Raw genomic sequence first — 25,909 nt, forward strand, 5'->3', positions numbered from 1 at the left:
CAACACGCCCCCGGTCGCCACCGACAACGCCAACACCGTGCCCATCAACGGACCGGCCAGTGGCAACGTCCTCACCGACGCCACCCCCGACAGCGATCCGGACGGCAACCCCCTGAGCGTCGCCAGCTTCACCGTCGCCGGGCGCCCCGAGACCTTCGCCCCCGGACAGACCGTCACCCTCACCGGGGTCGGCACCCTCGTCATCGCGGCCAACGGCGACTACACGTTCACCCCGGCACCCAACTACGCCGGGGCGATCCCCGTCGTCACCTACACCCTCAGCGACGGGCTCGGCGGCACCGACACCGCCACCCTCAGCCTGACCATGGGGAGCAACACGCCCCCGGTCGCCCTCGCCGACACCGGCAGCACCGACCAGAACACCGCCCTGACCCACAATGCCCCGACCGGCGTCATCAGTAACGACAGCGACGTGGACGGCAACACGCTGCAAGTCACCCACATCGCAGCGGGCAGCACCACGGCAGACGTGACCAGCGGCGGCACGGCGATTGGCGGCAACTTCGGTAACCTGCTGATCAACCCGGACGGCAGCTACACCTATACCCCCGACGCCGCAGCCAAGGCCCTCACCCAGGGCCAGTCGGCCACCGATGTATTCACCTACACCATCGCCGACGGCAACGGTGGCACGGCCACCACCACCCTGAGCATCGACGTCACCGGCAAGAACGACGCCCCGATCACCGGCGGCGTGGCGACCGGCAATGTCACCGAAGACGGCGTTACCACCGCCAGCGGCGCCCTGACGATTTCCGACGCCGATGCCGGCCAGTCCAGCTTCGTCCCGCAAACCATCACCGGCACCTACGGCACCCTGACCCTGCAGGCCGGCGGCAGCTGGTCGTACAGCCTCAACAATGCCGACGCCAGCGTGCAGGGCCTCAAGCAGGATCAACAGGTGGTCGATCACATCAACGTGACCACCGCCGACGGCACGCTGAAAGAAGTGGCCATCACCATCACCGGCACCAATGACATTCCGGTGGTCGGCAACGCTACCGTCAATGTCTCCGAGGAAGGCCTCACCGGGAGCATCGCCGACACGAGCGGCACGCTGGACACCACCAACCTCACCACCACCAGTGGCACCATCGGCGTGTCGGATACCGACGGCAACACCCTGGTCGCCACCCTCACGGCGCCCACCACGTCTCTCAGTTCGGGCGGTGTGGAAATCACCTGGAGCGGCAGTGGCACCCACACCCTGGTCGGTAGCGCCGGCACGACCGAGATCGTCCGGGCCACGATTGCCGACAACGGCAACTACACCGTCAAGCTCTCCGGCCCCCTGGATCACCCGGTCACCACGTCGGAAGACACCCTCAGCCTGGCCCTCGGCATCAAGGTCAGCGACGGCATCACCACCACCACCAGCACCCTGACGGTCATCGTGGAAGATGACGCACCGATCGCCAGCAACGTGAGCCAGAACATCGCCGTCGCAACGGTGGACACCAACCTGCTGATCATTCTCGACAACTCGGGCAGCATGAACACCTCGGACGGCGTAGACGGCACCACGCGCCTGAAGTCTGCCGTGGAAGCCCTCAAGCAGCTCATCAACCGCTACGACGACTTTGGTGAAGTTCGTGTCCGCATCGTCACTTTCAACAGCAAGGCCAGCGCACTTGGCACCACTTGGACCGATGTCGATATTGCCAAAGACCAGCTGACCCTGGTCACACCGACCGGGACCACCAACTACGACTCCGCCATCACCGCCGGTCAATCCGCCTTCGCCTCCACTGGCAAGCTCGCCTCCGGCCAGAATCTGGTCTACTTCCTGTCGGACGGCCAGCCCAACCCGGGCACGGAAATCGGCACCGCTGACGAAACCGCCTGGAAGTCGTTCCTGCAATCGAACAACGTCACCAGCTACGCCCTCGGCATGGGTACCGGCGCAGCGCAAAGCCCCCTCGACCCCATCGCCTACGATGGTGTCACCCAAACAAATCTCAACGGCCAGGTGATCACCGACTTCAACAACCTGTCGAGCGCCCTGCAAACCACCATTCCGCAGCCCGCCAGTGGCGAGCTGCTGTCCGGCGGCCTGTTCGGCAGCACCACCGGCTTCGGTGCCGACGGCGGCAACATCCGCGCGATCACCGTGGATGGCGTTACCTACAATTACGACGCTACCGCCAATGGCAGCGTGACGGTCACTGGCGGCGCCAGCCACGGCACCTACTCCACGACCACCCACCAGCTCACCATCACAACGGCCGCCGGCGGCACCCTGGTGGTGAACATGAACACCGGCAGCTACACCTACACGCCAATCGCCACCGTCAGCACGGCACTGAAGGACGGCTTCTCCTTCGTGCTGGTGGACAAGGATGGCGATCTGGCCGGGGCAGACGTCGCCTTCGATATCAGCCGGGCCGCCTCCAGCGTGATCAACCTGAGCAGCACGACCACCGTGATTGACAGTAGCAAGCTCGGCCTGACCGGCGAGTACTACGGCTACAACGAAACCACATCGGCAACGAATACCAGCACCCATGCCGACGACACGACGCTCGGCAACCTGGATCACGTCTCCGACATGGTCAGCATCATCGACGGCCGCAGCGGCGAAACCCTTGTCGGCACCTATGACGCCGCCCCGGCTTCCAGCGCGGACGCCACTTTCAGTGCCGACAAGATCGACTACGGCTTTGGCTACACCACCGGCACCACCACGGTCGGCGCGGTCAACGGCAACCTGGGCGCCAACCCGACCCTCGGCGCAGACCTGGCGGTCAACAGCGGCGCGCTCTACAACTTCCTGCGTGGCGGCACCGTCGGGTCGGACGCCAGCACCCTGAGCACCACGAGCGGCCTGGGCAACACCACCGACTCCGGGATTCGTCTGGTCGGCCTGATCAATCTGAACGGTGGCACCTACGACATTCGCGTCACCGCCGACGACGGTTTCCGCCTCAACATCGGGGACCAGACCGTGGCCATGTTCGACAACATCCAGTCGCCGACCGCCCGCACTTACACCGGTGTCAGCCTTGCCGCCGGCCTGCAGCCGATCGAAGTCCTTTACTGGGAACAGGGAGGCAACGCCCGTCTGCGCATTGAAGTCAAGCTGAGCAGTGAGCCCGACACCAGCTACAAGACCCTCGGAACGGATGACTTCGCCCTCTTCAGCCCCACCAGTGCCCCCGTGCTCGGCGACCTGCAGGACATCACCGAGGACTCGACCCAGAACGGCCAGTGGCTGGTTCGCACCGGCCAGGAGCAAACCGGCACCAGTGGCAACGATCAGATCACCGGCAGCGACGGTCAGGACATCATCACTGGCGGAGCCGGCAACGACACCCTGACCGGCGGACTCGGCTCGGACACGTTCAAGTGGACCCTCGGCGATGCGGGCACCACCACCAAGCCGGCACTGGACGCCATCACCGACTTCAACAAGGCCAGCGAGAGCTTGGGCGGCGACGTGCTCGACCTGCGTGACCTGCTGCAGGGCGAAAGCCACACCGGGACGGCAGTGGGCAACCTGGGCAGCTACCTGCACTTCGAGAAGTCCGGTTCGGACACCGTGGTGCATGTCAGCACCAACGGCGGCTATACCGGCGGCACCTTTACCGCCGTCGCCACCGATCAGAAAGTGGTGCTGCAGGGCGTCGATCTGACCAACGGCGGCGCCCTCGCCACCGACTCGCAGATCATTCAGGACCTGCTCACCAAGGGAAAACTCAGCGCCGACTGAGTCTGATGGCGCGGTAAACGAAGGGAGGCTCCATCGCGGAGCCTCCCTTTTTTCATATCAGGGCGATGTGCCCCGACAGGCACTTCAGCTGGCAGCCAGCCGGCGCGATGCCTCAGGCCCGGTCATGCCGCTCACGCCCAGATGAGCCGCCGCAGCCCACTCGTCGGCGGTATGCACCTGCTCCGCGTACACCACCACATCCAGCCCGCGGGCCACATCCACGATCGCCTTGACCAGGCGCTGCAGGCCGACGTCCTCATGCAGGCTCGCCACAAAGCTGCCATCCAGCTTCAAATACGCCAGCTGCAACGCATACAGGCGCGGCAGGGCCGCCAGCTGACGACCAAAGTGCTCGATGCCAAGATGCGTCCCATGGCGTGCCAGCACCTCCGCCAGCGCCTCCAGACCAGCCAGATTGGCATCCAGCCCGCGCTCGCTGACCTCCACGGAAATTCGCGCCGCATCGGCCCCGGCCCGCGCCAGCAGTACATCCAGCTGGTCGAGAAAACCCGGTTCGAGGAGCGAACGCGGCGCCACGTTGATGGCGATCGGATCGGGCGATCCGGCCAGACTTGCAATGCCCAGCCGCAGCGCCTCAAGGTCGCAGGCCGACGCCAGGCCGACCCGCACCGCCGCCGGCATGAACTGCCCGGCGGTCAACACCGCCCCACCATCGGGGGCCGGCAGACGCAGCATGAACTCCCGATGAATCAGGCTGCCGTCACAGGCCAGAACCGGGTAGCTGATCAGGGTGAACTCATGGCGAGCCAGCGCCCCCTCCAGCATTTCCCGCCAACGGCCCTCGCCGGGAGCCGGGATCGGCAAGGGAGCGCCGTCCGGCTCGGCGACCACGCCCCCCTCCGCCTCGGCCCGCATCAGCGCTGAATCCACCCGGGACAACAACGCACCGGGCTTGTCATCGCGCCGGTAGGCAACCACCGCCGCAGCCATCCGCAAGCCCCGCTCGACCCCCACCTGCAGATCGAGGGCGGCCACCGCACTACGGGCCTGCTCCAGCAAGCGCCGACCCGCCGACAATTCAACGCCCGGCAGCAGAATGGCGAATTCGGCGCCACCAAGACGAGCCAGCGAAACCTCCTCCCCGCCCTCGACACTGCTCTTCAACGCCTCGCCAACGGCGGCCAGCCACTCGTCGGTACGCAGCCGCCCGAGCTGCTGGTTGAGCACCGCCAGATCGGCAATGCGCAGCACGCCCAGGCAACCGCCCGGCGGCACATCGACATCGGACAACACACGGCGCAGCTCGCCATTGAAATACATCCGGTTGAGCAGCCCGGTACCCGCATCATGGCTGCTTTCGTCACGCAGACCGGCAATCCGCGCCGCCTGCTCGGCAAACAGGGAGCGTATCCGCTCGGACATGTGGTTGAGGGCACGGGCCATGCTGCGCAGCTCCACCACCTTGGGCTCCTCGAGCACCCGGAACTGACCGGCGCCAATGGCCTCGGCCTGCTCGGCCATTTCTTCCAGCGGACGGCGCACCCAGCGCAACAGCGCCGACACCCCCATCGCCCAGAACAGTCCGATGGCCAGCATCAGGCTGCCCAGCTGAAGCATGCCCCGCCACAAGGCCCGGTAGGCGTACCCCCGGGCGGCAATCACCGTCACCTGCCCGGTCTGACGCCAGCCGTCGCTGACCAGCGCCTGCCCCGGACGGACATCCATCGGCAGCAGGGTCACCAGCCACTCGGGCACACCGGCCCCGTCGGGCTGGGAACGCTCCACCAGCACCTTGCCGCCGGCATCGGAGAAACGGATCAACTGGTAATGCCCCCCGTCAAACAAGGCGGTCACCAGCAACTCCGCGGTCGCCACATCCTTGCTCTGCTGGGACATGGACAAGGCCAGCGACACCGCACCGTCACCGGCCTGGGCCTGCAGTTGCTGCTCAAAATAGGTGCGGGCCGTCAGCAGGCTCACCGTGAATGCACCGGCCAGCACCACCGCCATCGCCACCACCACACTGATCCACAGCCGTCTTAACAGGGACATTTCTTTTCCTTCAAGGCGTATAGCCTTCCGAACGCATGCGCAGAATCAGTTCCCGCCAGCGCGACACCCGATCCACCGGTGTCGAGGCCTGGGCAGCCCCGCCAACAAAAACGCCCTGCATGTTGAAACTGAACACCGGAGCCAGATCCGGGCGCGCACTGGCCGGGCGGATCTCCGTGATGAGATTGTCGAGCACCAGCGGCACGGCTTCCGGTGTCGGGTAATAGCTGAGAACCATGTGGGCCTGGGTTATGCTGCTTGCAGGCCCGCCGATGCGCGCTCGTACATAAGTCATCCGCAAACGCCCTTCGGCGACGCCCAATTCACGCAGGGTAAAGTATTTCGCAAAGACGAAATCCTCGCAGTCACCGGCGCCGCGCCCCAGGGTTTCCAGCGGCGTCGCCCAGTAATCGGCTTGGGCCCATACCACCATGTCATCGGCAAAGCGGGTGCGCCGATTGAAAAACTCATTGACCCGGCGTAACTGCTCTTCCTCTGCCAAGTCACGCCAGCCACCAACGGAATTGCGCCACAACTCGACCGCGTCCGCCGCCGCCGCCCCATAGCGCTGCAGGGCCACCTGCCGCATCCGCTCTATTTCAAAGCCCCCCCACACCAGCCCCGCCGCCAGAACGCCGGCAAGCCCCAGCGCCACGCGCCGCCGGCAGGCAGCAACGATGGAGCGAAATAAATGGGGACCGGCAAAATGGGACATGGATCGAATCAGGAAACGGCATTTCAAAACCTGGATTGCATAACCAGCATGGCCGGCGACAAAAAGACACGAATAGCATCAGAACAACGGCCGGGCGGCGAAAAAATTAAGTTTTGTCTGCGCCGAACCGTAGATTGTGAATAATTTATTCATTGGCACAAGATCAGAACCTTAGACGAAGCAAAGCGCAAATAATGCGCAACGTCGAATAAAGGCCACGCATAGAATCGCTTCGCCTGAAGTGACAAGCCGGCAAGCTCTGCTCGCTTCACTTTTAATTCGAGCCTTACGATCTCCCGCTAACGAGATGACCATGTTCAAAGCAACCCAGCTTTCCGTCAGTCTGGCCCTGTCCCTCATGGCCATGTCCGCATCCCAGGCCGGCGTACCCGGCACGCTGCCGGATGCCATCGAGAAAGCCATTCTCCGCAATCCCGAAGTCCTGGCCCGTCTGCACGATTACCAGGCCTCCGATGCAGAACGCGACGTTGCCCGCGGTGGTCTCTTCCCGCGGATCGACCTTCAGGGCTACACCGGCCGCGAGCGCCGCGAGACACCGACCAGCCCGTCCGAAAGCTACACCCGCCCCGGCTACCAGTTGCAATTGCGCCAACTCATTTTTGACGGCTTTGCTACCCAGAATGACGTGAAGCGCCTCGGCTATGCCCGCGCCGTGCGCTATTACGAACTGCTCGGCACCACCGACGAAACCGCCTTCGAAGCGGCTCGCGCCTATCTCGACGTGCAGCGCTATCGGGATCTGAGCAAACTCGCTCAGGAAAACTGGGCCATCCACAAGGAAACTGTCGACCAGATCGAACGCCGCGTCAAAGCCGGCGTCGGTCGCCGGGTCGACCTGGAACAAGCCTTCGGCCGTCTCGCCTTGGCCCAGTCCAACTGGCTCACCGAAAGCTCCAACCAGCACGACGTCAGCCAGCGCTACCAGCGTGTCGTGGGCGAAGCCCCGGCCGACACCCAGCAGCCGCTGCCCACCTTCAGCAACAAGCTGCCGATGGAAAAGGACATCCTCAAGCTGGCCATCGTCGACAACCCCGGTTTTCGTGCCGCAGTGTCCAACATCCGCTCCTCCCGCGCCCGCATCGACGTTCAGCGCGCCAACAACGTGCCCACAGTCGAACTGCGCGCCAGCACCGGCATGGACAAGAACCTGCTCGGCGTCACCGGTGAGACCAATTCAACGGCCGTTCAGCTGATGCTCAACTGGAACCTCTTCAAGGGCGGCTCCGACGAAGCCCGCATCCGCCAGTCCCACGAGCAGCTCTACAACGCCACCGACCTGCGCGACAAGGCCTGCCGCGACATCCGCCAGCAAACCGCGATTTCCTGGAACGACGTCAAAAAGTTGAAGGAGCAGCTTGGCTACCTGGAACAGCACCAGCTTTCCACCGAAAAAGCCCGCGACGCCTATCGTCAGCAGTTCGACATCGGTCAGCGCAGCCTGCTCGACGTACTCAACACCGAGAACGAACTCTTCGATGCCAAGCGCGCTGCCGTGCGGGCCCGCTATGACCTGAGCCAGGCCGAATTGCGCGTCCTCACCCAGACCCACCGCATCCTGCCGAGTGTTCAGCTGGCCCCCGTGGCCAAGAATGGACCCGACGAAGCCACTGTCACCGATCCGGCCGAAGACGAGAACCTGACCTGCAGCACCGAACTGCCGACCGTTCAGCCCCTCGACACCCTCGGCGCCATGCGGGGTCGCCCACAGCCTGCCGAGGTCATCCTGCCGGGAGCAGCAGCCACCGCTGCAGCAGCCGTCGCGCCTGCAACAGCGACTGCCGCGGCAACGACGGCTGCCACCGCGCCTCTCGAACCTCTGGTCAAATCATGGGCTGCAGCCTGGTCGGCCAAGGATGTCCCCCGCTACAAGGCCTTCTACTCCACCCACTTCAAGCCCGAACAGGGCAGCCTGGACGCCTGGCTGGCCATGCGCGCCAAACGGATCAACAAGCCCGGTGAGCTTTCCGTTGAAGTGGACAAGCTAGCGGTGCGCAGCCTGTCCGCCACCTCGGCCGAAGCCAGTTTTGTCCAGCACTACCGCTCGCCGGACTTCAAGGATACGACGAACAAGACCCTTGAGTACCAGCTGGAAAATGGTCAGTGGAAGATCATCCGCGAATCGAACCGGTAAACCTCCAGGGCCGCCCGCCAAGGCGGTCACCGACAATAAAAAAGGGAGCCAGGCGGCTCCCTTTTTTATTTCACGCACCCCTGTCCCTCAGAAATGCGGCTGCATGATCCGGCGATAGAATTCGTGGAAATGCTGCATCCCGTCTTCATAGGGTGACTGGTAAGGACCGACTTCGTTGCGCCCTTCCTTCATCAATGCCAGACGCCCCCGATCCATGCGCTCGCCGATGTCATCATCCTCGATCGCTGTTTCCATGTAGGCAGCCTGTTCGGCTTCAACGAAATCGCGCTCGAATTCCAGGATGTCTTCCGGATAGTAGAACTCGACCACATTCGTGGTCTTGTTGACATCAGTGGGAATCAGCGAACTGACCACCAGCACGTGGGGATACCACTCGACCATGATATTGGGGAAATAGGTCAGCCAGATGGCGCCGTGCTTGGGCATTTCGCCGCCGTGATAGCTCATCACGGCCTCGTGCCAACGCTTGTAGGTCGGCGAACCCGGCTTCTGCAGGGACGTAATGCCAACCCGCTGCACCGAATACCACTCACCAAACTGCCAGGTCAGATCGTCACAGGTGACAAATTTTCCGAGACCCGGATGATAGGGCTCAACGTGGTAGTCCTCGAGGTACACCTCGATGAAAGTCTTCCAGTTGTAGTTGCACTCGTGGATTTCGACCTTGTCGAGCTTGTAGCCAGCAAAATCGAGTTCGGAAGCGACTTGCATGCCCGCCAGATCGGCGTTGGCCGAGCGCGGCCCCTTGAACTGCAGGCCGTGCCAGTTCTCGAGCTTCTGGCGTTGAAGATTCAGGCAGGGGTTTTCGGAAAAATGAGGCGCACCGATCAGCAGGCCGTCGGGGTTGTAGGTCCAGCGATGAACCGGGCAAACGATATTGCTGTTCGCCACGCCCGAGCCCTCCAGCATGATCGCCTGCCGATGCCGACAGACATTCGACATCTGGTAGCAGGCATCGTCCCGGTTGATCAGCAACCGGGAATGATCCAGCCACTCGAGGGAGCGATACTGGTTGGCTTCCGGCACCATCAACTCGTGACCCACGTAGCCGGGACCGGCATCGAACAGCAGCCGCTTCTCCAGCTCGAAGATTTTTTCGTCGAAGTACCACGATACCGGCAACTGGGAAATGGCCGGCGCAAGAATTGCCTGAGAAGCAGCGTCAGACATCCCGAACCCCCTGATCCAAAGCGAAAGCCCGAAACGTAAAGCACACTATTATATAGTATTACGCGTTTGACCTGAAGCCCGTCGATAGGCTATTTTTACGGTTTGCTTCCCGTGAATTCCGGCCGAGCATGGTCAAAACACCCACACCCAAGTCCCCCGGCTTTGAAGCCGCCGTCTCCGAACTGGAAATCATCGTCCAGGAAATGGAAAACGGCCAGCTTCCCCTCGACCAGGCCCTGACCGCTTATCAACGCGGCACAGCCCTGCTTCGCCACTGCCAGGACGTCCTCGGCAAGGCCGAGCAGACCATCCACATTCTCGAAGCCAACGCCAATCCGGAGCAGACCCCGTCATGAACACGCGCAGCTTCAGCCAGTGGATGAGCGACATCCAGCAGCGCACGGAAACCGCGCTCGACCACGCCCTGCCGGCCGCCGCCATCGCCCCCGCGCGATTGCACGAGGCCATGCGCTACGCCGTACTGGGCGGCGGCAAGCGGGTGCGGCCGCTGCTGGTGCACGCAGCCGGCCAGCTCACCGGTGCCAGCCCGGAGCGCCTCGACCGCGTCGCCTGCGCCCTCGAGATGATCCACGCCTACTCGCTGGTCCATGACGACATGCCCTGCATGGACGACGATACCCTGCGCCGCGGCAAGCCCACCGTGCATGTGCAATACGACGATGCCACCGCCCTGCTGGTCGGCGACGCCCTGCAGACGCTGGCCTTCCTGCACCTTTCCGACGCGCCTGTCAGCGACGATCCACTGCGCCAGATCGCCATGATCCGGCAACTGGCCCTGGCCTCCGGCTCCCGCGGCATGGCCGGCGGACAGGCCATCGACCTGGCCTCGGTCGGCGCCCAGCTCAGCCTGGCCGAACTCGAGTTCATGCATATCCACAAGACCGGCGCACTGATCCGGGCTTCCATCGGCCTTGGCGTACAATGCGGCCGGAGCCTGAGCGAAGAGGAGACAGCCTCCCTCGATCATGTGGGCAAGGTCATTGGCCTGCTGTTCCAGGTAGTGGACGACATCCTCGACGCCGAGGCGGATACGGCCACCCTTGGCAAAACGGCCGGCAAGGATGCTGCCAACGACAAGCCCACCTACGTGAGCCTGCTTGGCGTTGTCCGCGCCCGTGAGCTGGCCGAGGAAATGTGTCAGGACGCCCTCGACCGCCTCGCCCCTTTTGGTGATGCCGCCAGGCGCCTGTCCGAACTCACCCGTTTCATCGTCCGTCGACAGTTCTGAGCTCCGGCCCGACGAATAAAAAGAACACCCATTAACGACCCGGTAACCCGGAATGCCTCTTGCAACGCAGCCCGCCACACCCCGCGCCAGCCTGCTGGACAGCATCGCCTCGCCCGCAGACCTGCGCAAACTCGACCCCAGCGAACTCCCCCAGCTGGCCGACGAGCTGCGCACCTTCCTGATCGATTCTGTCTCCCGCACTGGCGGCCACCTTTCATCAAACCTCGGCACCGTCGAGCTGACCGTTGCCCTGCACTACGTCTTCAACACCCCCGACGACCGCATCGTATGGGACGTGGGTCACCAGACCTACGCCCACAAGGTCCTCACCGGGCGGCGTGACGGAATGGCCAGCCTGCGCCAGTATCACGGCATCTCCGGCTTCCCGCGGCGCAGCGAGAGCCAATACGACACCTTCGGCACGGCGCATTCGTCCACCTCGATCTCCGCCGCCCTCGGCATGGCCGAAGCGGCCCGCCTGCGTGGCGAAGACCGCCGTGCCATCGCCGTCATTGGCGATGGCGCCATGTCGGCCGGCATGGCCTTCGAAGCGCTCAACAACGCGGGCGACATCCACGACACCAACCTGCTGGTCATCCTCAACGACAACGAGATGTCCATCTCGCCGCCGGTGGGGGCGCTCAACAAGCACCTGTCGCGCCTGCTGTCCGGCAAGATCTACAACGGCGCCCGCAAGATCGGCAAGCGCTTCCTCGAAAACCTGCCGCCGCCGGTCTTCGAACTGGCCAAGCGCACCGAGGAGCACGTCAAAGGCATGGTCATGCCGGGCACAATGTTCGAGGAGTTCGGCTTCAACTACATCGGCCCCATCGATGGCCACGACCTCGAATCCCTGCTCCCCACCCTGCAAAACCTGCGCACCCTCAAGGGCCCGCAATTCCTGCACGTGATCACCCGCAAGGGCCAAGGCTACAAGCTCGCCGAGGCCGACCCGATTCTCTATCACGGGGTCGCCAAGTTCGACCACGTCGCCGGCATTGCCACCGGCAAGGACGCCAAGAGCAGCAAGCTCACCTACACCCAGGTCTTCGGCGACTGGCTGTGCGACATGGCCGAGATCGACAAGCGCCTCGTCGCCATCACCCCGGCCATGCGCGAAGGCTCCGGCATGGTCCGCTTCGCGCATGAGCACCCCGACCGCTACTACGACGTGGGAATCGCCGAACAACACGCACTGACTTTCGGTGCCGGCCTCGCCTGCGAAGGCTTCAAGCCGGTAGTGGCGATCTACTCGACCTTCCTGCAGCGCGCCTACGATCAACTCATCCACGACATCGCCCTGCAGAACCTGCCGGTGATGATGGCCATCGACCGGGCCGGCCTGGTCGGCGCCGACGGCGCCACCCATCACGGTGCCTTCGACCTGTCCTTCCTGGCCTGCGTCCCCAACCTGACGATTTTCTGCCCTGCCGACGAAAACGAGTGCCGGCAAATGCTTTACACCGCCTATCAGCATAACGGCCCCACCGCCGTCCGCTACCCCCGCGGCAGCGGCCTCGGCATCAAACCCGAAGCTGCCATGAGCACCCTGCCCATCGGCAAGGGCGAAGTCCGCCGCCCCGGCCAGCGCATCGCACTGCTGGCCTTCGGCAGCATGCTGGGCGCCGCGCTGAAAGTCGGCGAACAGCTCGACGCCACCGTCGCCAACATGCGTTTCGTGAAACCCATCGACCGGGAGCTGATCCTCAAGCTCGCCGCCGAACACGAACTGCTGGTCACTCTCGAAGAAAACGCGCTGATCGGCGGCGCTGGATCGGAAGTGACCCGTGTGCTGCACGAAGCGGGCGTTCAGGTCCAGGTGCTGCAACTCGGCCTGCCCGACCGCTTCGTTGACCATGGCGACCAGGCCCAACTGATGGCCGAAGTCGGCCTTGATGCACCCGGCGTCCTCAAGCGGATTGAAGAGGCCTATCAGCCGAATAGTTGAGTGCGTTTGTCGGGAATGATAGGATCAACTCACCAAGGGGCCTCAGATCCCCATTCCCCAACAAGATTTACCGAGAACAGTCATGACTACGTGTGAAGCCCACAACCCGATCCCGGACGTCCAGAACTCCGCGGACTCCCGCCAGCTGGCCATCAACAAGGTCGGCATCAAATCCATTCGCCACCCGATCAAGGTGCAGGACAAGAATGGGGGCGTGCAACACACCATCGCCGTCTTCAACATGTACGTCGGCCTGCCCCACAATTTCAAGGGCACCCACATGTCGCGCTTCGTGGAGATCCTGAACAGCCACGAGCGGGAGATCTCGGTTGAGTCCTTCGAACCGATGCTGCGTGAAATGGTGAAGAAGCTCGAAGCGGAAACCGGTCACGTCGAGATGACCTTTCCCTACTTCATCAACAAGGCGGCCCCGGTTTCCGGCGTACAGAGCCTGATGGATTACGAAGTCACCTTCATTGGCGAGATCCACGAAGGCGGCGTCTATGAGTTCACGATGAAGGTTGTGGTACCCGTCACCAGCCTGTGCCCGTGCTCGAAAAAAATCTCCGCATACGGCGCCCACAACCAGCGCTCCCACGTCACGGTAACCACCACGACCAACGATCACCTGTGGATCGAGGAACTGGTCCAGCTGGTCGAAGGACAAGCCTCCTGCGAGCTCTACGGCCTCCTCAAGCGCCCCGACGAGAAGTTCGTTACCGAGCGCGCCTACGACAACCCCAAGTTCGTCGAGGACATGGTGCGCGACGTGGCCGGTTGCATGGCACTCGAGCCGCGTATTGATGCCTATGTGGTGGAATCCGAGAACTTCGAATCCATCCACAATCACTCCGCCTACGCACTGATCGAACACGACAAGCGCGCCAAGTAATCCAGGCGACGCAGACGAAAAAAAAACGGAACCGAGGTTCCGTTTTTTTCGTACTGCCAGAAACTCAGCCCTGGGCAGCTTGAGCCTTGGCCTTGGCCTTGGCAGCGAAAGCCTTGTAGTCCAGCTTTTCCTTGATCCGGGCAGACTTGCCCGAACGGCTGCGCAGGTAGTAAAGCTTGGCACGACGCACATCGCCGCGACGCTTCACTTCGATACTGGCCAGCAGCGGGGAGTAGGTCTGGAACGTACGCTCCACACCTTCGCCAGAGGAAATCTTGCGAACGATGAAACCGGAGTTGAGACCGCGGTTACGCTTGGCGATAACGACGCCTTCGTAAGCCTGCAGACGCTCGCGGGTGCCTTCCTTAACCTTGACCTGAACGACAACGGTATCGCCCGGGGCGAATTCCGGGATCGCCTTGCCTTGGGTCAGACGGGCAATTTCTTCCTGTTCCAGCTGATCAATCAGATTCATGCGTAACTCCTGAAAAATAAATGGGGCCAGTGGCCTTTCGTGCAGAGCAGGTCGCCACCTGGTTACACGGCTTTGTTATGAAGCCGGTAAAACTACGCTACCGACTTCTTTTCTGCTCGCTGAAATGCTTCCAGCAAACGGAAATCTTCCTTGCTCAATGTACGCTTGGCCAGCATGTCCGGCCGCCGCAACGCGGTCTGACCGAGGGATTGCTGCAAACGCCAGCGCCGGATTTCCGCATGATTACCAGACAAAAGCACATCCGGCACAGCCATGCCTTCGTAACTCACGGGGCGGGTGTAATGCGGGCAGTCCAGAAGACCGTCGACAAACGAGTCTTCAACGGCCGAATCTTCATCGTTGAGCGCACCAGGCAACTGCCGGATCATCGCATCAAGCAAAACCATCGCCGGCAACTCTCCTCCGGAGAGAACGAAGTCACCGAGTGAAATCTCTTCATCCACACAACGCTCAATCAAGCGCTGGTCAACACCTTCATAACGGCCACACAGCAGAACAACAGCGGGCTCGGCAACCAGTTCCAGTATTCTCTGGTGATTGAGGGGCCGCCCCTGGGGCGAAAGATAGATCACCCGCCCTGCGCTACCCACAGACTCAATCTGTCGTGCCTTGGCCGCCGAAATGGATTTTTCCAGCGGACCGGGAAGCATCACCATGCCGGGACCGCCGCCATAGGGGCGATCGTCGACGGTGCGGTGACGGTCTTCCGTAAAATCCCGCGGATTCCAGCAATTCAGCTCGTAAAGCTTCCGCTCCTGCGCCCGCCCGGTAATGCCGAACTCGGACAGGGCAGAGAACATTTCCGGAAACAGCGTAACGACATCGTAGGCCTTGCGGCCTGCTGCTGCCATCACCAGTCGGCTTCCCACTCAACCTGAACGGTCCGCGCGACCATGTCCACCGTTGTCACGTAACTGGCAACAAAAGGGATCAGACGCTCGGTTTCGCCATCCTGAACCTGAAGCACATCATGGGCGCCAGTGGACAACAAACCGCTCACTTTGCCCAGCACCACACCGGACGTGTTCCGCACTTCCAGTCCGACCAGGTCAGCCCAGTAGTATTCATCCTTGTCCGGCGGCGGCAGCGCATCTCTGGGAGCTGCGATGTAGTAGCCGGTGACGGCTTCGGCGCCGTTGCGGTCGGGCACTTCGGCAAATATGGCGATCACACCACCCTTGCCGTGTGCTTTGCAGCCATTCAGGGTGTAAGGCACCCAATCCGAGCCATCCGGATCCGTACCAAGCCACCACCTGGGCATCTGCTTCCAGGACAGCGGGTCATCCCCGAAAGGATGAACCTTGACCCAGCCTCCCACGCCAAAAGGAGCGGCTATCCGCCCCAGAACGATCATTTGCGGTTCGGGCGAGAGGCTCTGACTATCCGACACTTCAGGCAGCAGCCTTGGCAGCCTGCTTCACGAGGCGGGCAACGGTATCGGACAACTGGGCGCCGTGACCTTGCCAGTGGGACAGACGCTCGGTGTTAACCACGAGGCCCTGAGCATTGCCGGAAGCGACCGGGTTGTAGTAACCGATACGCTCGATGAAACGGCCGTCGCGACGATTGCGGGAATCGGCAGCAACGATGTTGTAGAAAGGACGCTTCTTGGAGCCGCTACGGGCGAGACGAATAACAACCATGACTTGTTCCTGATCCGATGGAATGGGAAAAACGTCGGATACTAAATCACGAATCGAAAAACCGCAAGAACGCAGGGGCACGAAGTACGCATACAACCACATTTGGCGCAGCAAGCAGCACTTCCGGGCTGTCCTTCCGATTCAGAACACATGATCCGGGGGAAGTTATTTACAATAAGGGCCTAGCCCCGAAATACCGCAGGCAATGAGCGCCGCTGACCCCCCCTATTCCGATCGCACAGCACCAGTTTTTGACTGGCTCGCCACCGAACTGTCCGCTGATGCCGACCTGGAGCTCGCCACCCTCGTCCGTCACCTTGAAGACCTGGCGCGCCCTGAGGTCAGTCGAAAACAGTTCCAGCGGTGCCTGGGCCTTCTGCACGCCCGCAGCATCGCGATCAGTCACCTGTTCCGCGAGCGGCTTGCTTCGACGGCCCTGCCCCTGACGATCGGCCTCCACCGCTCGGCAACCCGACTGGTGTCAGCCCTCGGCAAAATTTCTGCGGGCTACGACGAAAGCCTCGATGAAATCCGCCATCGACTGGTACGCGGCTCACGCCACAGCCCTGAATCCATCAGCGCCGGGGCGCTCGACATCCTCGGCGAGCAACTCACCATCTCTCACCTTGCGGGCAACAGCGCACCTTTCGAGTTCTGGCTGCACGCCCACGCATTCTTCCGGGACAGCCGGCCCGATGCGCTTGCAGACAGCGCGCACGGAAACACAGCTGGCGCCTACAAGTATCTCCTGTCCTTCTCCGCATCCCAGCCGGAAGGCCTCACTGGCCATGAGCTGTGCTGGCTTGCCGAATACCTGACGGACAACGCCGACAGCACGGCCATCACCACCACGCCCCCCGGCGAAGATGAACTGGGATGGTTCTGGATTGACCCGGACCAGGACACCCCTCCGATTTCCATCAGCCGTCGCGAACCACCCAACGTTGACGGACTGATTTATTTTTCAGCTGAGGAACTGGCCCGCCGCGCCACCGCCCTCATTGATCAGCTGGAAAGCGACGGCCCTGCGCCTGCCGGGCTGCCGCAGGGCCTTGAGCGAGCAGAAGCGGCAACCCTTCTGCGCCGCGTCAGGGACTATTGGGCCTGCCCACCCAAGCGGGAACACTCGCGCCGTCGCAACCAGTACGCAGTGCGTGTCTGCTGTGGCCTTGAACCCATCTGGAAGATGCTCCGCGAAGCAGGCTCAGCCCGGCAAACGCGCCACGCCTCAGAATGGATGGTGGTGAACGAGAGCCCGACCGGTTACGCCATCATGCAAGTGACCGGCACCGCAAACGACCTCAGTCCGGGCATGGCACTGGCGCTGCGCCGCAACGATGACGATCTGTGGACGCTGTGCGTCGTACGCTGGATCCGCACCGAAACGCCCGAGCAGATTGAGCTCGGGCTGCAGGTCATCGCCAACACCGCCAAACCGGTCACCGTCGGATTCCGCAACGTCAACCAGACTCGCCCCATGCGGCCCGCCCTTGTCCTGCCACCGGTCGCGGCCCTCGGCAGAGGGCAATCGATCCTGGCACCTGCCGGCACCTATTCGGCGCGCCGCTTCATGCTGGTTTCCGACATCAATCGACTCTACATCGCCCAGGGCCGACTGCTCAGCCTCGACATGCAGACCGCCGCCGTGGAGCTCTTCCAGTACGAGATAGACCCCTACCCTTTGTGAGCACCGCTCAGGCTGCTGATCGGTATTGCGGCAACCGAATCCACGCCTTCAAGCATCGCAGACCAGCGGACGCGGACCAAAGCCTCGGGGCCGTCGACAAGTCCACCTGCCGTCGGTGGCAGATCCCATCCGAACAGGCGGCCGATCTCCGCAACCATCACCCCCTCGGCCGCCCGGGCCAGCAGCCAGTCGCCCTGATCCCGGCGAACGGCAATGCGCGCAGACTCCAGCGTGCCGAGTACATCCCGCACCTCATCGTGACCGACGCGCGCCACGTCCGCGAGAACCTCCACGCACCGACCACCTCCCTCCCGCTGAGCATCAACCAATTCGGCCAGCAGCAATAGCGCCACATAAAGCTTGCGTCCGGGAAAAACAGGCAGCGGACGACGGCGCAGACTCCGCTCCGGCAACACCGCAGCCACCACCGCCCCGAGCAAAATCACGATCCACGAAAAATACAGCCACAACAGGAATATGGGCACCACTGCAAATGCACCGTAAACCAGTGTGTAGCTCGGAAAGTGGGCCAGGTAGAGACCAAACAGGCGCTGCATGACCAGAAAGCCAGACGCCGCGAAAAGCCCGGCAAAAGCGGCATCAGCCAAGCGCACACTGCAATGCGGAACCGCGTAATAAAGCGTCGCGAAAACCCCGGTCAGCATCGCTACCGAAATCAGGCGCAGACCCACCACTTCAAGCCACGCCGGCTCGTTCATGATATCCATGGACATGCTGAGCATGGCACTGGCGACAAATACCCCGCCAGCCAGCAACAAGGGCCCGAAAGTCAGGGCCAGCCAGTAGGAAGCCAGGCGCGTCGCCCATGGATGACGGCTGCGCACCATCCAGATCTGGTTGATAACCTGATCAATGGTGCGCATGAGCATGACTGCCGTGAGAATCAGGACGATCCCCCCAACGATCGTCAGATTGGCCGCCTTCTGGCTGAACTGGAGCGCATAGGTCGCAATCACCCTGCCGGCCTTTTCGGGCAACAGGTTGTTCAGCAAAAAACTCCGCAGCGCTTCGGAAAAGCGTGCTGACTGGGGAAACTTGCTGAACATCACCGCCACCAGCGTCACAAAGGGCACCAGCGACAGCAAGGTCGTGAAGGCGAGGCTGCCGGCCACTTGCGCACAACGGCCCTCCTGAAAGCGCCGCCAGATGGCCGCAACCAGATAACGGAAGGACGCCGGAACAGACACACGCAAGCGCCGGGAATCAGGGGCCGAGTTCATTTACGTATAATGCCTTTCCGTTTCACAGGCCACACCATGCAGGAAGTTCTCGTTCTCTACTACAGCCACCGGGGCTCCGTTCGCGCGCTGGCCGATCTTATCGCCCGGGGCATCGACTCCGTGCCGGGCATGGCCGCACGACTGCGCACCGTTCCACGCGTGTCCACGATCTGCGAAGCCACGGAAGGCGACATCCCCGACAGCGGCGCGCCCTACGCCGAAATGCAGGATCTGGAAGAGTGCGTCGGACTCGCGCTCGGCAGCCCGACCCGTTTCGGCAACATGGCGGCGCCGATGAAATATTTTCTCGACGGCACCGCCGGCCCCTGGCTGTCAGGCGCCCTCGCCGGCAAACCCGCCTGCGTGTTCACCTCGTCAGCCAGCCAGCATGGTGGCCAGGAAAGCACCCTGATGTCGATGATGACACCGCTCCTCCACCACGGCATGCTGATCGTCGGCCTGCCCTTTTCCGAACACCCCGACCTGACTCGCACCCGCAGCGGCGGCTCGCCCTACGGTGCCACCCATGTGGCCGGTCATGACGACAACACCCAACTCACCGACGAGGAAAAACGCCTCGCCACCGCCCTTGGCAAACGCCTTGCCGAAACCGCCCTGAAACTCGCCACCCGATGACACCCAAAACCCTGTCCCTGATCGCCAGCATCACCCTGCTGGCACTGATCGCCCTGTGCCTTGCCTGGGAAGCCATCCTGGCACCGCTGCGCCCCGGCGGCTCGTGGATGACCTTGAAGGTTCTGCCGCTGATGGTGGCCCTGTTCGGCATCTTGCGTGGCAAGCGCTACACCTACCAATGGAGCTCGATGATGATCCTGCTCTACCTCACCGAAGGCGTGGTGCGCACAAATGATCCGGCCCCCGGCAACGCACTTGCGCTGGCGGAGGCCGTCCTGAGCGTGATCTTCTTTGTTGTGGTCGTGCTCTACGCCCGCAACACCGCGCCATCACGGCTGGCCCGGGCCTCCGACAACGAAGCCTGAGCCAGACTCCACGTCAGATCTGGGGATTGACCCGCTCCAGCTTGGCGTGGAGTTTATTCAGCGCATTGAGGTAAGCCTTGGCAGACGCAACGATGATGTCCGTATCGGAACCCTGACCGTTAACAACCCGATCATCCTTTGACAAACGCACCGTCACCTCACCTTGGGCATCGGTACCGGTCGTGATCGCGTTCACCGAATAAAGCAGCAACTGGGTACCGCTGTCGGCCACGACCTCGATGGCCTTGAAGGCCGCATCGACCGGTCCGGAACCACAGGCCTCGGCTTTCGCTTCCTTGCCACCCACCGACAGGGTCACCCGGGCACAAGGAGTCTCACCAGTCTCGGAGTGAAAGGACGACGAGACGAGCCGGAAGTGCTCTTTCGGCTCCGAACTTTCATCGCTCATCAGCGCCTGCAGGTCTTCGTCAAAAATCTCGTGCTTCTTGTCGGCCAGCTCCTTGAAGCGCGCGAAGGCGTGATTGAGCTGCTCTTCCGAATCGACCACCACCCCCAGTTCCTGCAAGCGGGAGCGGAAGGCATTGCGACCGGAATGCTTGCCCATCACCAGCTTGTTGGCGCCCCAGCCCACATCTTCGGCACGCATGATCTCGTAGGTTTCACGATGCTTCAACACGCCGTCCTGGTGAATACCGGACTCGTGGGCAAAGGCATTGGCACCGACGATGGCCTTGTTCGGCTGAACAGGAAAACCGGTAATGCCTGACACCAGCTTGGAAGCCGGGACAATCTGGGTGGTATCGATGCGCGTATCACAGTGGAACACGTCCTTGCGGGTCCGTACGGCCATGACGATCTCTTCGAGCGCGGCATTGCCGGCCCGCTCGCCCAGACCGTTGATGGTGCACTCGACCTGACGCGCGCCGGCGCGCACCGCAGCCAGCGAGTTGGCAACAGCAAGGCCCAGGTCATTGTGGCAATGCACTGACCACACCACCTTGTCCGAATTGGGGACCCGCTCGATCAGCGTACGAATGGTGTCGGCGAACTGCTCCGGCACGTTGTAGCCCACCGTGTCGGGGACGTTGATCGTCGTCGCACCGGCTTTGATGACGGCATCGAAGATCCGGCACAGAAAATCAATTTCCGAGCGCCCGGCATCTTCGGCCGAAAACTCGACGTCGTTGGTATATTCGCGCGCCCAGCCAATGGCCTTTACCGCTTGCTCGACCACCTGATCGGGGGTCATGCGCAGCTTCTTCTCCATGTGGATGGGGCTGGTCGCGATGAAGGTGTGAATCCGGCCCGACGCCGCCGGACGGATGGCCTCGCCGGAACGACGGATGTCATTCTCATTGGCCCGCGCCAGCGAACAGACGGTGGAATCCTTGATTGCCTCAGCCACAGCACGAACCGCCTCGAAGTCGCCGTTGGAGGCTGCCGCAAAACCCGCCTCGATCACGTTGACCTTCATGCGCTCCAGCTGACGGGCAATGCGCAGCTTCTCATCCCGGGTCATCGACGCACCGGGGCTTTGCTCGCCGTCGCGCAAGGTCGTGTCAAAAATGATCAGCTGCTCGTTCATGATGGGCTCCTGCCGGGTTCCTTGTATTGGATTGAACAGCGCCCCGGCCGTTCAAACGGGCGGGGGCGCAAAGGGATGCAAATCAGGTTTTTGGTGCCAGGGAAGGCATCGTCCAACTATAAATCAGACTTTTCCGGCCCGGCAATCGCGGCGCTACGCTTGCGCGCCTTCAGCCAGTTCCATGCACCAAGCACATAGCCGGACAACGCGTAGCACAGGAAGAGGCCGAACAAGACACCCGGCGGATAGCTGGAAACCAGCAAAAACCCGAGCACGAAGGCAATGATGACGATGAACGGCACGCTGCGACGCAGGTTGATTTCCTTGCCGCTGTAAAACAGCACGTTAGTGACCATCGATACACCGGCAAAGATCGTCAGTGCGCAGCCATACCACCGCACGGTTTCGCCCGCGATGCCGTTGTCAATCATCACCCACACCAGGCCCGCCACCAGCGCAGCCGCGGCCGGGCTGGGCAAACCCTGGAAATAACGCTTGTCCACAACGTCGATATTCGTGTTGAAGCGCGCCAGACGTAGCGCGGCACCGGCGCAGTAGATGAAGGCCGCCATCCAGCCGAGCTTGCCCATGCCCTTGAGGGCCCATTCGTACATGATCAACGAAGGCGCAGCACCGAAGGACACCATGTCGGACAAGGAGTCGTACTCGGCACCGAAAGCACTCTGGGTTCGGGTCAGTCGCGCAACGCGGCCGTCGAGCCCATCCAGCACCATGGCGATGAAAATCGCCACTGCAGCCTGTTCGAATAACCCGTTCATCGCCTGGACGATGGCGTAGAAACCCGCAAACAGCGCAGCCGTTGTGAACAGATTGGGAAGAATATAGATTCCCCTGCGACGCCGTTCGGGGTTCAACAGGGGCTTACGGGATTGCAGATCGGCCATGGAGGGGACGATATGTGGAGTCGGCACTGATTGTAACGCAGGACAATGCTTCAGGCCCTGAAAACGACACGAGGGACTTTCGTCCCTCGTATTTTGCGCAAGTCAGGCTTGATCAGTTCTTGGACTGGTCAACCAGCTTGTTCGCCTTGATCCACGGCATCATGTCGCGCAGTTGCTCACCAACCACTTCGATCGGGTGGACCGAGTTCAGACGACGACGGGCAGTCATCGACGGGTAGTTGGTCTTGCCTTCCTGGATGAACATCTTGGCGTATTCGCCAGTCTGGATGCGCTTCAGGGCATTGCGCATGGCAACACGGGACTGCTCGTTGATCACTTCGGTGCCGGTAACGTACTCGCCGTACTCAGCGTTGTTGGAGATCGAGTAGTTCATGTTGGCGATGCCGCCTTCGTACATCAGGTCGACGATCAGCTTCAGTTCGTGCAGGCACTCGAAGTAGGCCATTTCCGGAGCGTAGCCAGCTTCGGTCAGGGTTTCGAAGCCCATCTTGACCAGCTCGACAGCGCCGCCACAGAGAACAGCCTGCTCGCCGAAGAGGTCGGTTTCGGTTTCTTCGCGGAAGTTGGTCTCGATCACGCCACCCTTGGTGCCGCCGTTGGCAGCCGCGTAGGACAGGGCGATGTCACGGGCCTTGCCGGACTTGTCCTGGTACACAGCGATCAGGGAAGGCACGCCGCCGCCCTTCAGGTACTCGGAGCGAACGGTGTGGCCGGGGCCCTTCGGCGCAACCATGATCACGTCCAGATCGGCACGCGGGATGACCTGGTTGTAATGCACGTTGAAGCCGTGAGCGAAGGCCAGCACGCCGCCTTGCTTGATGTTCGGCTCGACGTCGTTCTTGTAAACGTCGGGGATGTTTTCGTCCGGCAGCAGGATCATGACCACGTCGGCGGCACGAACGGCTTCGGCCACTTCGGCCACCTTCAGGCCAGCGCCTTCGGCCTTGGCCCAGGAGGCACCGCTCTTGCGCAGGCCAACCGTCACATTGACGCCGGAGTCGCGCAGGTTTTGCGCATGGGCATGGCCCTGGGAACCGTAACCAACGATCGTTACCTGCTTGCCCTTGATCAGGGAGAGGTCCGCATCCTTATCGTAATAAACCTTCATTTCATGCCTTTCTGACTAAAGAGGAGCAAATCGCGGGAGAGCACAGCCTCCCGAATCACACTTTCAATACCCGGTCGCCACGGCCAATGCCGCAGATTCCGGAGCGTACGGTTTCAAGAATCAGCCCGCTGTCGATGGCGCCGACGAAGGAGTCGAGTTTGGCCTGGGTACCGGTCAGCTCGATCACATAACTCGCGTCGGTCACGTCAATGATGCGGCCGCGGAAAATTTCCGCCATCCGCTTCATTTCCTCGCGATCCTTGCCCGTTGCCCGCACCTTGACGAGCATCAGCTCGCGCTCGATGTGGGCAGACTCGGAAAGATCCACCACCTTTACCACTTCCACCAGCTTGTTCAGCTGCTTGGTGATCTGTTCGACGACATCGTCCGAACCGGACGTAACGATCGTCATGCGGGACAAGGAGGTATCTTCGGTGGGCGCCACCGTAAGGGACTCGATGTTGTAGCCCCGCGCGGAAAACAGGCCTGAGACGCGCGACAGCGCGCCGGCTTCGTTCTCGATGAGGAGAGAAATGACGTGTCTCATATTCGTGTTCTTCTGGATGACCAGGAGCTCGCGCAGCCAGTTGGCGTCGAGCTCCGGAGATGACTTGGGAGGCGGCCGCAGCAGACTCGTCACGACTGCACTCCCCGCGAATCAGAGGTCCTCGGCCGACAGGATCATGTCCGTCAGGCCCTGGCCACCCTTGACCATGGGATACACGTTCTCGGTCGGATCAACCTGGAAATCCATGAACACCAGATCGTTCTTCTGCTTGAACGCTTCCCGCAGGGCACCTTCCACATCACCCGGCTTGTCCACCTTGATGCCGACATGCCCGTAAGCTTCGGCGAGCCTGGAAAAGTCAGGCAGCGCATCCATGTAGGATTCGGAATAACGATTGCCGTGGAACAGCTCCTGCCACTGACGCACCATGCCCAGGAAACCGTTGTTCAACAGGATCACCTTGATCGGCAGGCGGAACTGCTTGCAGGTGGACAACTCCTGGATGTTCATCTGGATCGAGCCTTCGCCGGTAATACAGGCAACCGGCGACCCGGGATGGGCCAATTGCACCCCCATGGCCGCGGGCAGACCGAAGCCCATGGTACCTAGACCACCGGAATTGACCCAGCGACGGGGCTTGTCGAACTTGTAATACTGGGCGGCCCACATCTGGTGCTGACCAACGTCAGAGGTAACGAAGGCGTCACCACCGGTCACTTCCCAGAGCTTCTGCACGACGAACTGGGGCTTGATCAAGCCCTCTTCGCCCTGATTGAACTTCAGGCAGTCACGCCGGCGCCATTCCTCGATCTGCTTCCACCACACGCCGAGGGATTGCGGTTCGGGCTTCTCGGCGGTGTTGTCGAGGAGCGCGAGCAGTTCGCCCAGCACTTCACCCACGTCGCCAACGATGGGCACATCCACCTTGACGCGCTTGGAAATCGACGACGGATCAATGTCGATATGGATGATCTTGCGCGGCTCGGACGAAAAGTGCGCCGGATTGCCGATCACGCGGTCATCGAATCGAGCACCGACGGCAAGCAGCACGTCACAATAATGCATGCCCATGTTGGCCTCGTAGTTGCCGTGCATGCCGAGCATGCCAACAAACTGACGATCCGTCGCCGGATAGGCGCCAAGCCCCATGAGGGTGTTCGTACAGGGGAAGCCAAGCTTGCGGACCAGCGCCGTGAGCTTGTCGGCCGCATCGCCGAGCACCACGCCGCCACCGGCATAAACCATCGGCCGCTTGGCTTCGAGGAGAAGCTGCAGCGCCTTCTTGATCTGCCCGTGATGCCCCTTGACCACCGGATTGTACGAGCGCATCGACACCGTTTCCGGGTAGGCAAACTCGCACTTCTGGGCCGTGATGTCCTTCGGGATGTCGACAAGGACGGGCCCGGGCCGACCGGTCTTGGCCAGATAAAAAGCCTTCTTGATCGTCTCGGCAATATCCCGCACGTCACGCACAAGGAAATTGTGCTTGACGCAGGGACGGGTGATCCCGACCGTGTCCACTTCCTGGAAAGCATCCTGGCCGATTGCCGCAGACGGCACCTGACCGGAGATGATGACCAGAGGAATCGAGTCGCAGTAGGCCGTCGCAATGCCAGTTACCGCATTGGTGGCGCCGGGACCAGACGTTACCAGCGCAACGCCCACCTTCTCGGTGGAACGCGCGTAGCCATCAGCCGCATGAATGGCAGCCTGTTCGTGGCGCACCAGCACGTGACGCACCTTGTCCTGCTTGAACAGCTCGTCGTAGATATACAGGACAGCACCGCCGGGATAGCCGAAAAGATAATCGACCTTTTCTTCCTGGAGACACCTGATTACAATTTCCGCACCGGTAATTACCAT

Annotated in this window: 22 protein-coding genes; 9 read left to right on the forward strand and 13 right to left on the reverse strand. The window is 62.0% G+C overall.

Annotated features, from left to right (window positions below):
* Window positions 1–3,730, forward strand: a 3,730-nt coding sequence (locus ETQ85_RS16510) for a VCBS domain-containing protein (RefSeq protein ID WP_148580181.1), incomplete at its 5' end; no start/stop codon positions are given.
* Between the two features lie 84 nt (window positions 3,731–3,814).
* Here the strand turns inward: ETQ85_RS16510 and ETQ85_RS16515 are convergent.
* Both ETQ85_RS16515 and ETQ85_RS16520 read right to left on the reverse strand, forming a co-directional pair.
* Window positions 3,815–5,743 (reverse strand): bifunctional diguanylate cyclase/phosphodiesterase, encoded by a 1,929-nt coding sequence (locus tag ETQ85_RS16515; protein ID WP_148580182.1) that lies wholly within the window; start codon window positions 5,741–5,743, stop codon window positions 3,815–3,817.
* 10 nt (window positions 5,744–5,753) lie between these two features.
* On the reverse strand, window positions 5,754–6,458 hold the full coding sequence (locus tag ETQ85_RS16520; RefSeq protein ID WP_148580183.1) for a transglutaminase-like cysteine peptidase: 705 nt from the start codon (window positions 6,456–6,458) through the stop codon (window positions 5,754–5,756).
* A 313-nt stretch (window positions 6,459–6,771) separates the two neighbouring features.
* Between ETQ85_RS16520 and ETQ85_RS16525 the strand changes: the two genes are divergently transcribed.
* On the forward strand, window positions 6,772–8,610 hold the full coding sequence (locus ETQ85_RS16525; RefSeq protein ID WP_187394740.1) for a TolC family outer membrane protein: 1,839 nt from the start codon (window positions 6,772–6,774) through the stop codon (window positions 8,608–8,610).
* Window positions 8,611–8,697: 87 nt separating this feature from the next.
* Here the strand turns inward: ETQ85_RS16525 and ETQ85_RS16530 are convergent, their stop codons facing one another.
* Entirely contained in the window at window positions 8,698–9,801 is a 1,104-nt protein-coding gene (locus ETQ85_RS16530; protein ID WP_148580185.1) for an aromatic ring-hydroxylating oxygenase subunit alpha, read from the reverse strand.
* Window positions 9,802–9,929: 128 nt separating this feature from the next.
* Here ETQ85_RS16530 and xseB point away from each other — a divergent pair, with 128 nt between their 5' ends.
* From xseB to folE2, 4 genes are all read left to right on the forward strand, one after another.
* Window positions 9,930–10,157, forward strand: coding sequence for an exodeoxyribonuclease VII small subunit (gene xseB, locus ETQ85_RS16535; RefSeq protein WP_148580186.1), 228 nt, complete (start codon window positions 9,930–9,932; stop codon window positions 10,155–10,157).
* Entirely contained in the window at window positions 10,154–11,050 is an 897-nt protein-coding gene (locus tag ETQ85_RS16540) for a polyprenyl synthetase family protein (RefSeq protein ID WP_148580187.1), read from the forward strand. Before xseB ends, ETQ85_RS16540 begins: the two co-directional genes overlap by 4 nt.
* 52 nt (window positions 11,051–11,102) lie before the next feature.
* On the forward strand, window positions 11,103–12,998 hold the full coding sequence (gene dxs / locus ETQ85_RS16545) for a 1-deoxy-D-xylulose-5-phosphate synthase (protein ID WP_148580188.1): 1,896 nt from the start codon (window positions 11,103–11,105) through the stop codon (window positions 12,996–12,998).
* 82 nt (window positions 12,999–13,080) lie between these two features.
* Window positions 13,081–13,890 carry a GTP cyclohydrolase FolE2 gene (folE2, locus tag ETQ85_RS16550; RefSeq protein ID WP_148580189.1) on the forward strand — a complete coding sequence of 270 codons (810 nt, stop codon included), beginning with the start codon at window positions 13,081–13,083 and terminating at the stop codon, window positions 13,888–13,890.
* 64 nt (window positions 13,891–13,954) lie between these two features.
* Here the strand turns inward: folE2 and rplS are convergent, their stop codons facing one another.
* The 4 genes from rplS to rpsP form a co-directional block, all read right to left on the reverse strand.
* Window positions 13,955–14,365 (reverse strand): 50S ribosomal protein L19, encoded by a 411-nt coding sequence (gene rplS, locus ETQ85_RS16555; RefSeq protein ID WP_148580190.1) that lies wholly within the window; start codon window positions 14,363–14,365, stop codon window positions 13,955–13,957.
* Window positions 14,366–14,457: 92 nt separating this feature from the next.
* On the reverse strand, window positions 14,458–15,237 hold the full coding sequence (gene trmD, locus ETQ85_RS16560; protein WP_148580191.1) for a tRNA (guanosine(37)-N1)-methyltransferase TrmD: 780 nt from the start codon (window positions 15,235–15,237) through the stop codon (window positions 14,458–14,460).
* Window positions 15,237–15,740 (reverse strand): ribosome maturation factor RimM, encoded by a 504-nt coding sequence (rimM, locus tag ETQ85_RS16565; RefSeq protein ID WP_148580192.1) that lies wholly within the window; start codon window positions 15,738–15,740, stop codon window positions 15,237–15,239. The genes trmD and rimM overlap by 1 nt, the downstream gene beginning before the upstream one ends.
* Before the next feature lie 37 nt (window positions 15,741–15,777).
* On the reverse strand, window positions 15,778–16,029 hold the full coding sequence (rpsP, locus tag ETQ85_RS16570) for a 30S ribosomal protein S16 (protein WP_148580193.1): 252 nt from the start codon (window positions 16,027–16,029) through the stop codon (window positions 15,778–15,780).
* 205 nt (window positions 16,030–16,234) lie between these two features.
* Between rpsP and ETQ85_RS16575 the strand changes: the two genes are divergently transcribed.
* Window positions 16,235–17,716, forward strand: a complete 1,482-nt coding sequence (locus tag ETQ85_RS16575; protein ID WP_148580194.1) for a hypothetical protein — start codon at window positions 16,235–16,237, stop codon at window positions 17,714–17,716.
* Here the strand turns inward: ETQ85_RS16575 and ETQ85_RS16580 are convergent.
* Window positions 17,704–18,957: a YihY family inner membrane protein gene (locus tag ETQ85_RS16580; RefSeq protein WP_148580195.1), complete on the reverse strand. Its 1,254-nt coding sequence runs from the start codon at window positions 18,955–18,957 to the stop codon at window positions 17,704–17,706. The two genes, ETQ85_RS16575 and ETQ85_RS16580, sit on opposite strands and share 13 nt — an antisense overlap.
* A 36-nt stretch (window positions 18,958–18,993) precedes the next feature.
* Here ETQ85_RS16580 and wrbA point away from each other — a divergent pair, with 36 nt between their 5' ends.
* Together wrbA and ETQ85_RS16590 are read left to right on the forward strand one after the other, a co-directional pair.
* The gene (gene wrbA / locus ETQ85_RS16585) at window positions 18,994–19,593 is read left to right on the forward strand and encodes an NAD(P)H:quinone oxidoreductase (RefSeq protein ID WP_148580196.1); all 600 of its coding nucleotides are present in this window, start codon (window positions 18,994–18,996) and stop codon (window positions 19,591–19,593) included.
* Complete coding sequence (locus tag ETQ85_RS16590; protein WP_148580197.1) at window positions 19,590–19,958, forward strand: DUF2069 domain-containing protein; 369 nt, start codon at window positions 19,590–19,592, stop codon at window positions 19,956–19,958. Before wrbA ends, ETQ85_RS16590 begins: the two co-directional genes overlap by 4 nt.
* Before the next feature lie 13 nt (window positions 19,959–19,971).
* Here the strand turns inward: ETQ85_RS16590 and ETQ85_RS16595 are convergent, their stop codons facing one another.
* The 5 genes from ETQ85_RS16595 to ETQ85_RS16615 form a co-directional block, all read right to left on the reverse strand.
* Entirely contained in the window at window positions 19,972–21,504 is a 1,533-nt protein-coding gene (locus ETQ85_RS16595) for a 2-isopropylmalate synthase (protein WP_148580198.1), read from the reverse strand.
* Between the two features lie 116 nt (window positions 21,505–21,620).
* Window positions 21,621–22,409, reverse strand: coding sequence for a CDP-diacylglycerol--serine O-phosphatidyltransferase (gene pssA, locus ETQ85_RS16600; RefSeq protein WP_148580199.1), 789 nt, complete (start codon window positions 22,407–22,409; stop codon window positions 21,621–21,623).
* Between the two features lie 112 nt (window positions 22,410–22,521).
* Complete coding sequence (gene ilvC, locus ETQ85_RS16605) at window positions 22,522–23,538, reverse strand: ketol-acid reductoisomerase (RefSeq protein WP_148580200.1); 1,017 nt, start codon at window positions 23,536–23,538, stop codon at window positions 22,522–22,524.
* 55 nt (window positions 23,539–23,593) lie between these two features.
* Window positions 23,594–24,085, reverse strand: coding sequence for an acetolactate synthase small subunit (gene ilvN / locus ETQ85_RS16610; RefSeq protein WP_148580327.1), 492 nt, complete (start codon window positions 24,083–24,085; stop codon window positions 23,594–23,596).
* A 111-nt stretch (window positions 24,086–24,196) separates the two neighbouring features.
* A complete protein-coding gene (locus ETQ85_RS16615; RefSeq protein WP_148580201.1) occupies window positions 24,197–25,909 on the reverse strand; it encodes an acetolactate synthase 3 catalytic subunit in 1,713 nt (570 codons plus the stop codon).

Source organism: Zoogloea oleivorans, assembly GCF_008107625.1.
GTDB lineage: Bacteria > Pseudomonadota > Gammaproteobacteria > Burkholderiales > Rhodocyclaceae > Zoogloea > Zoogloea oleivorans.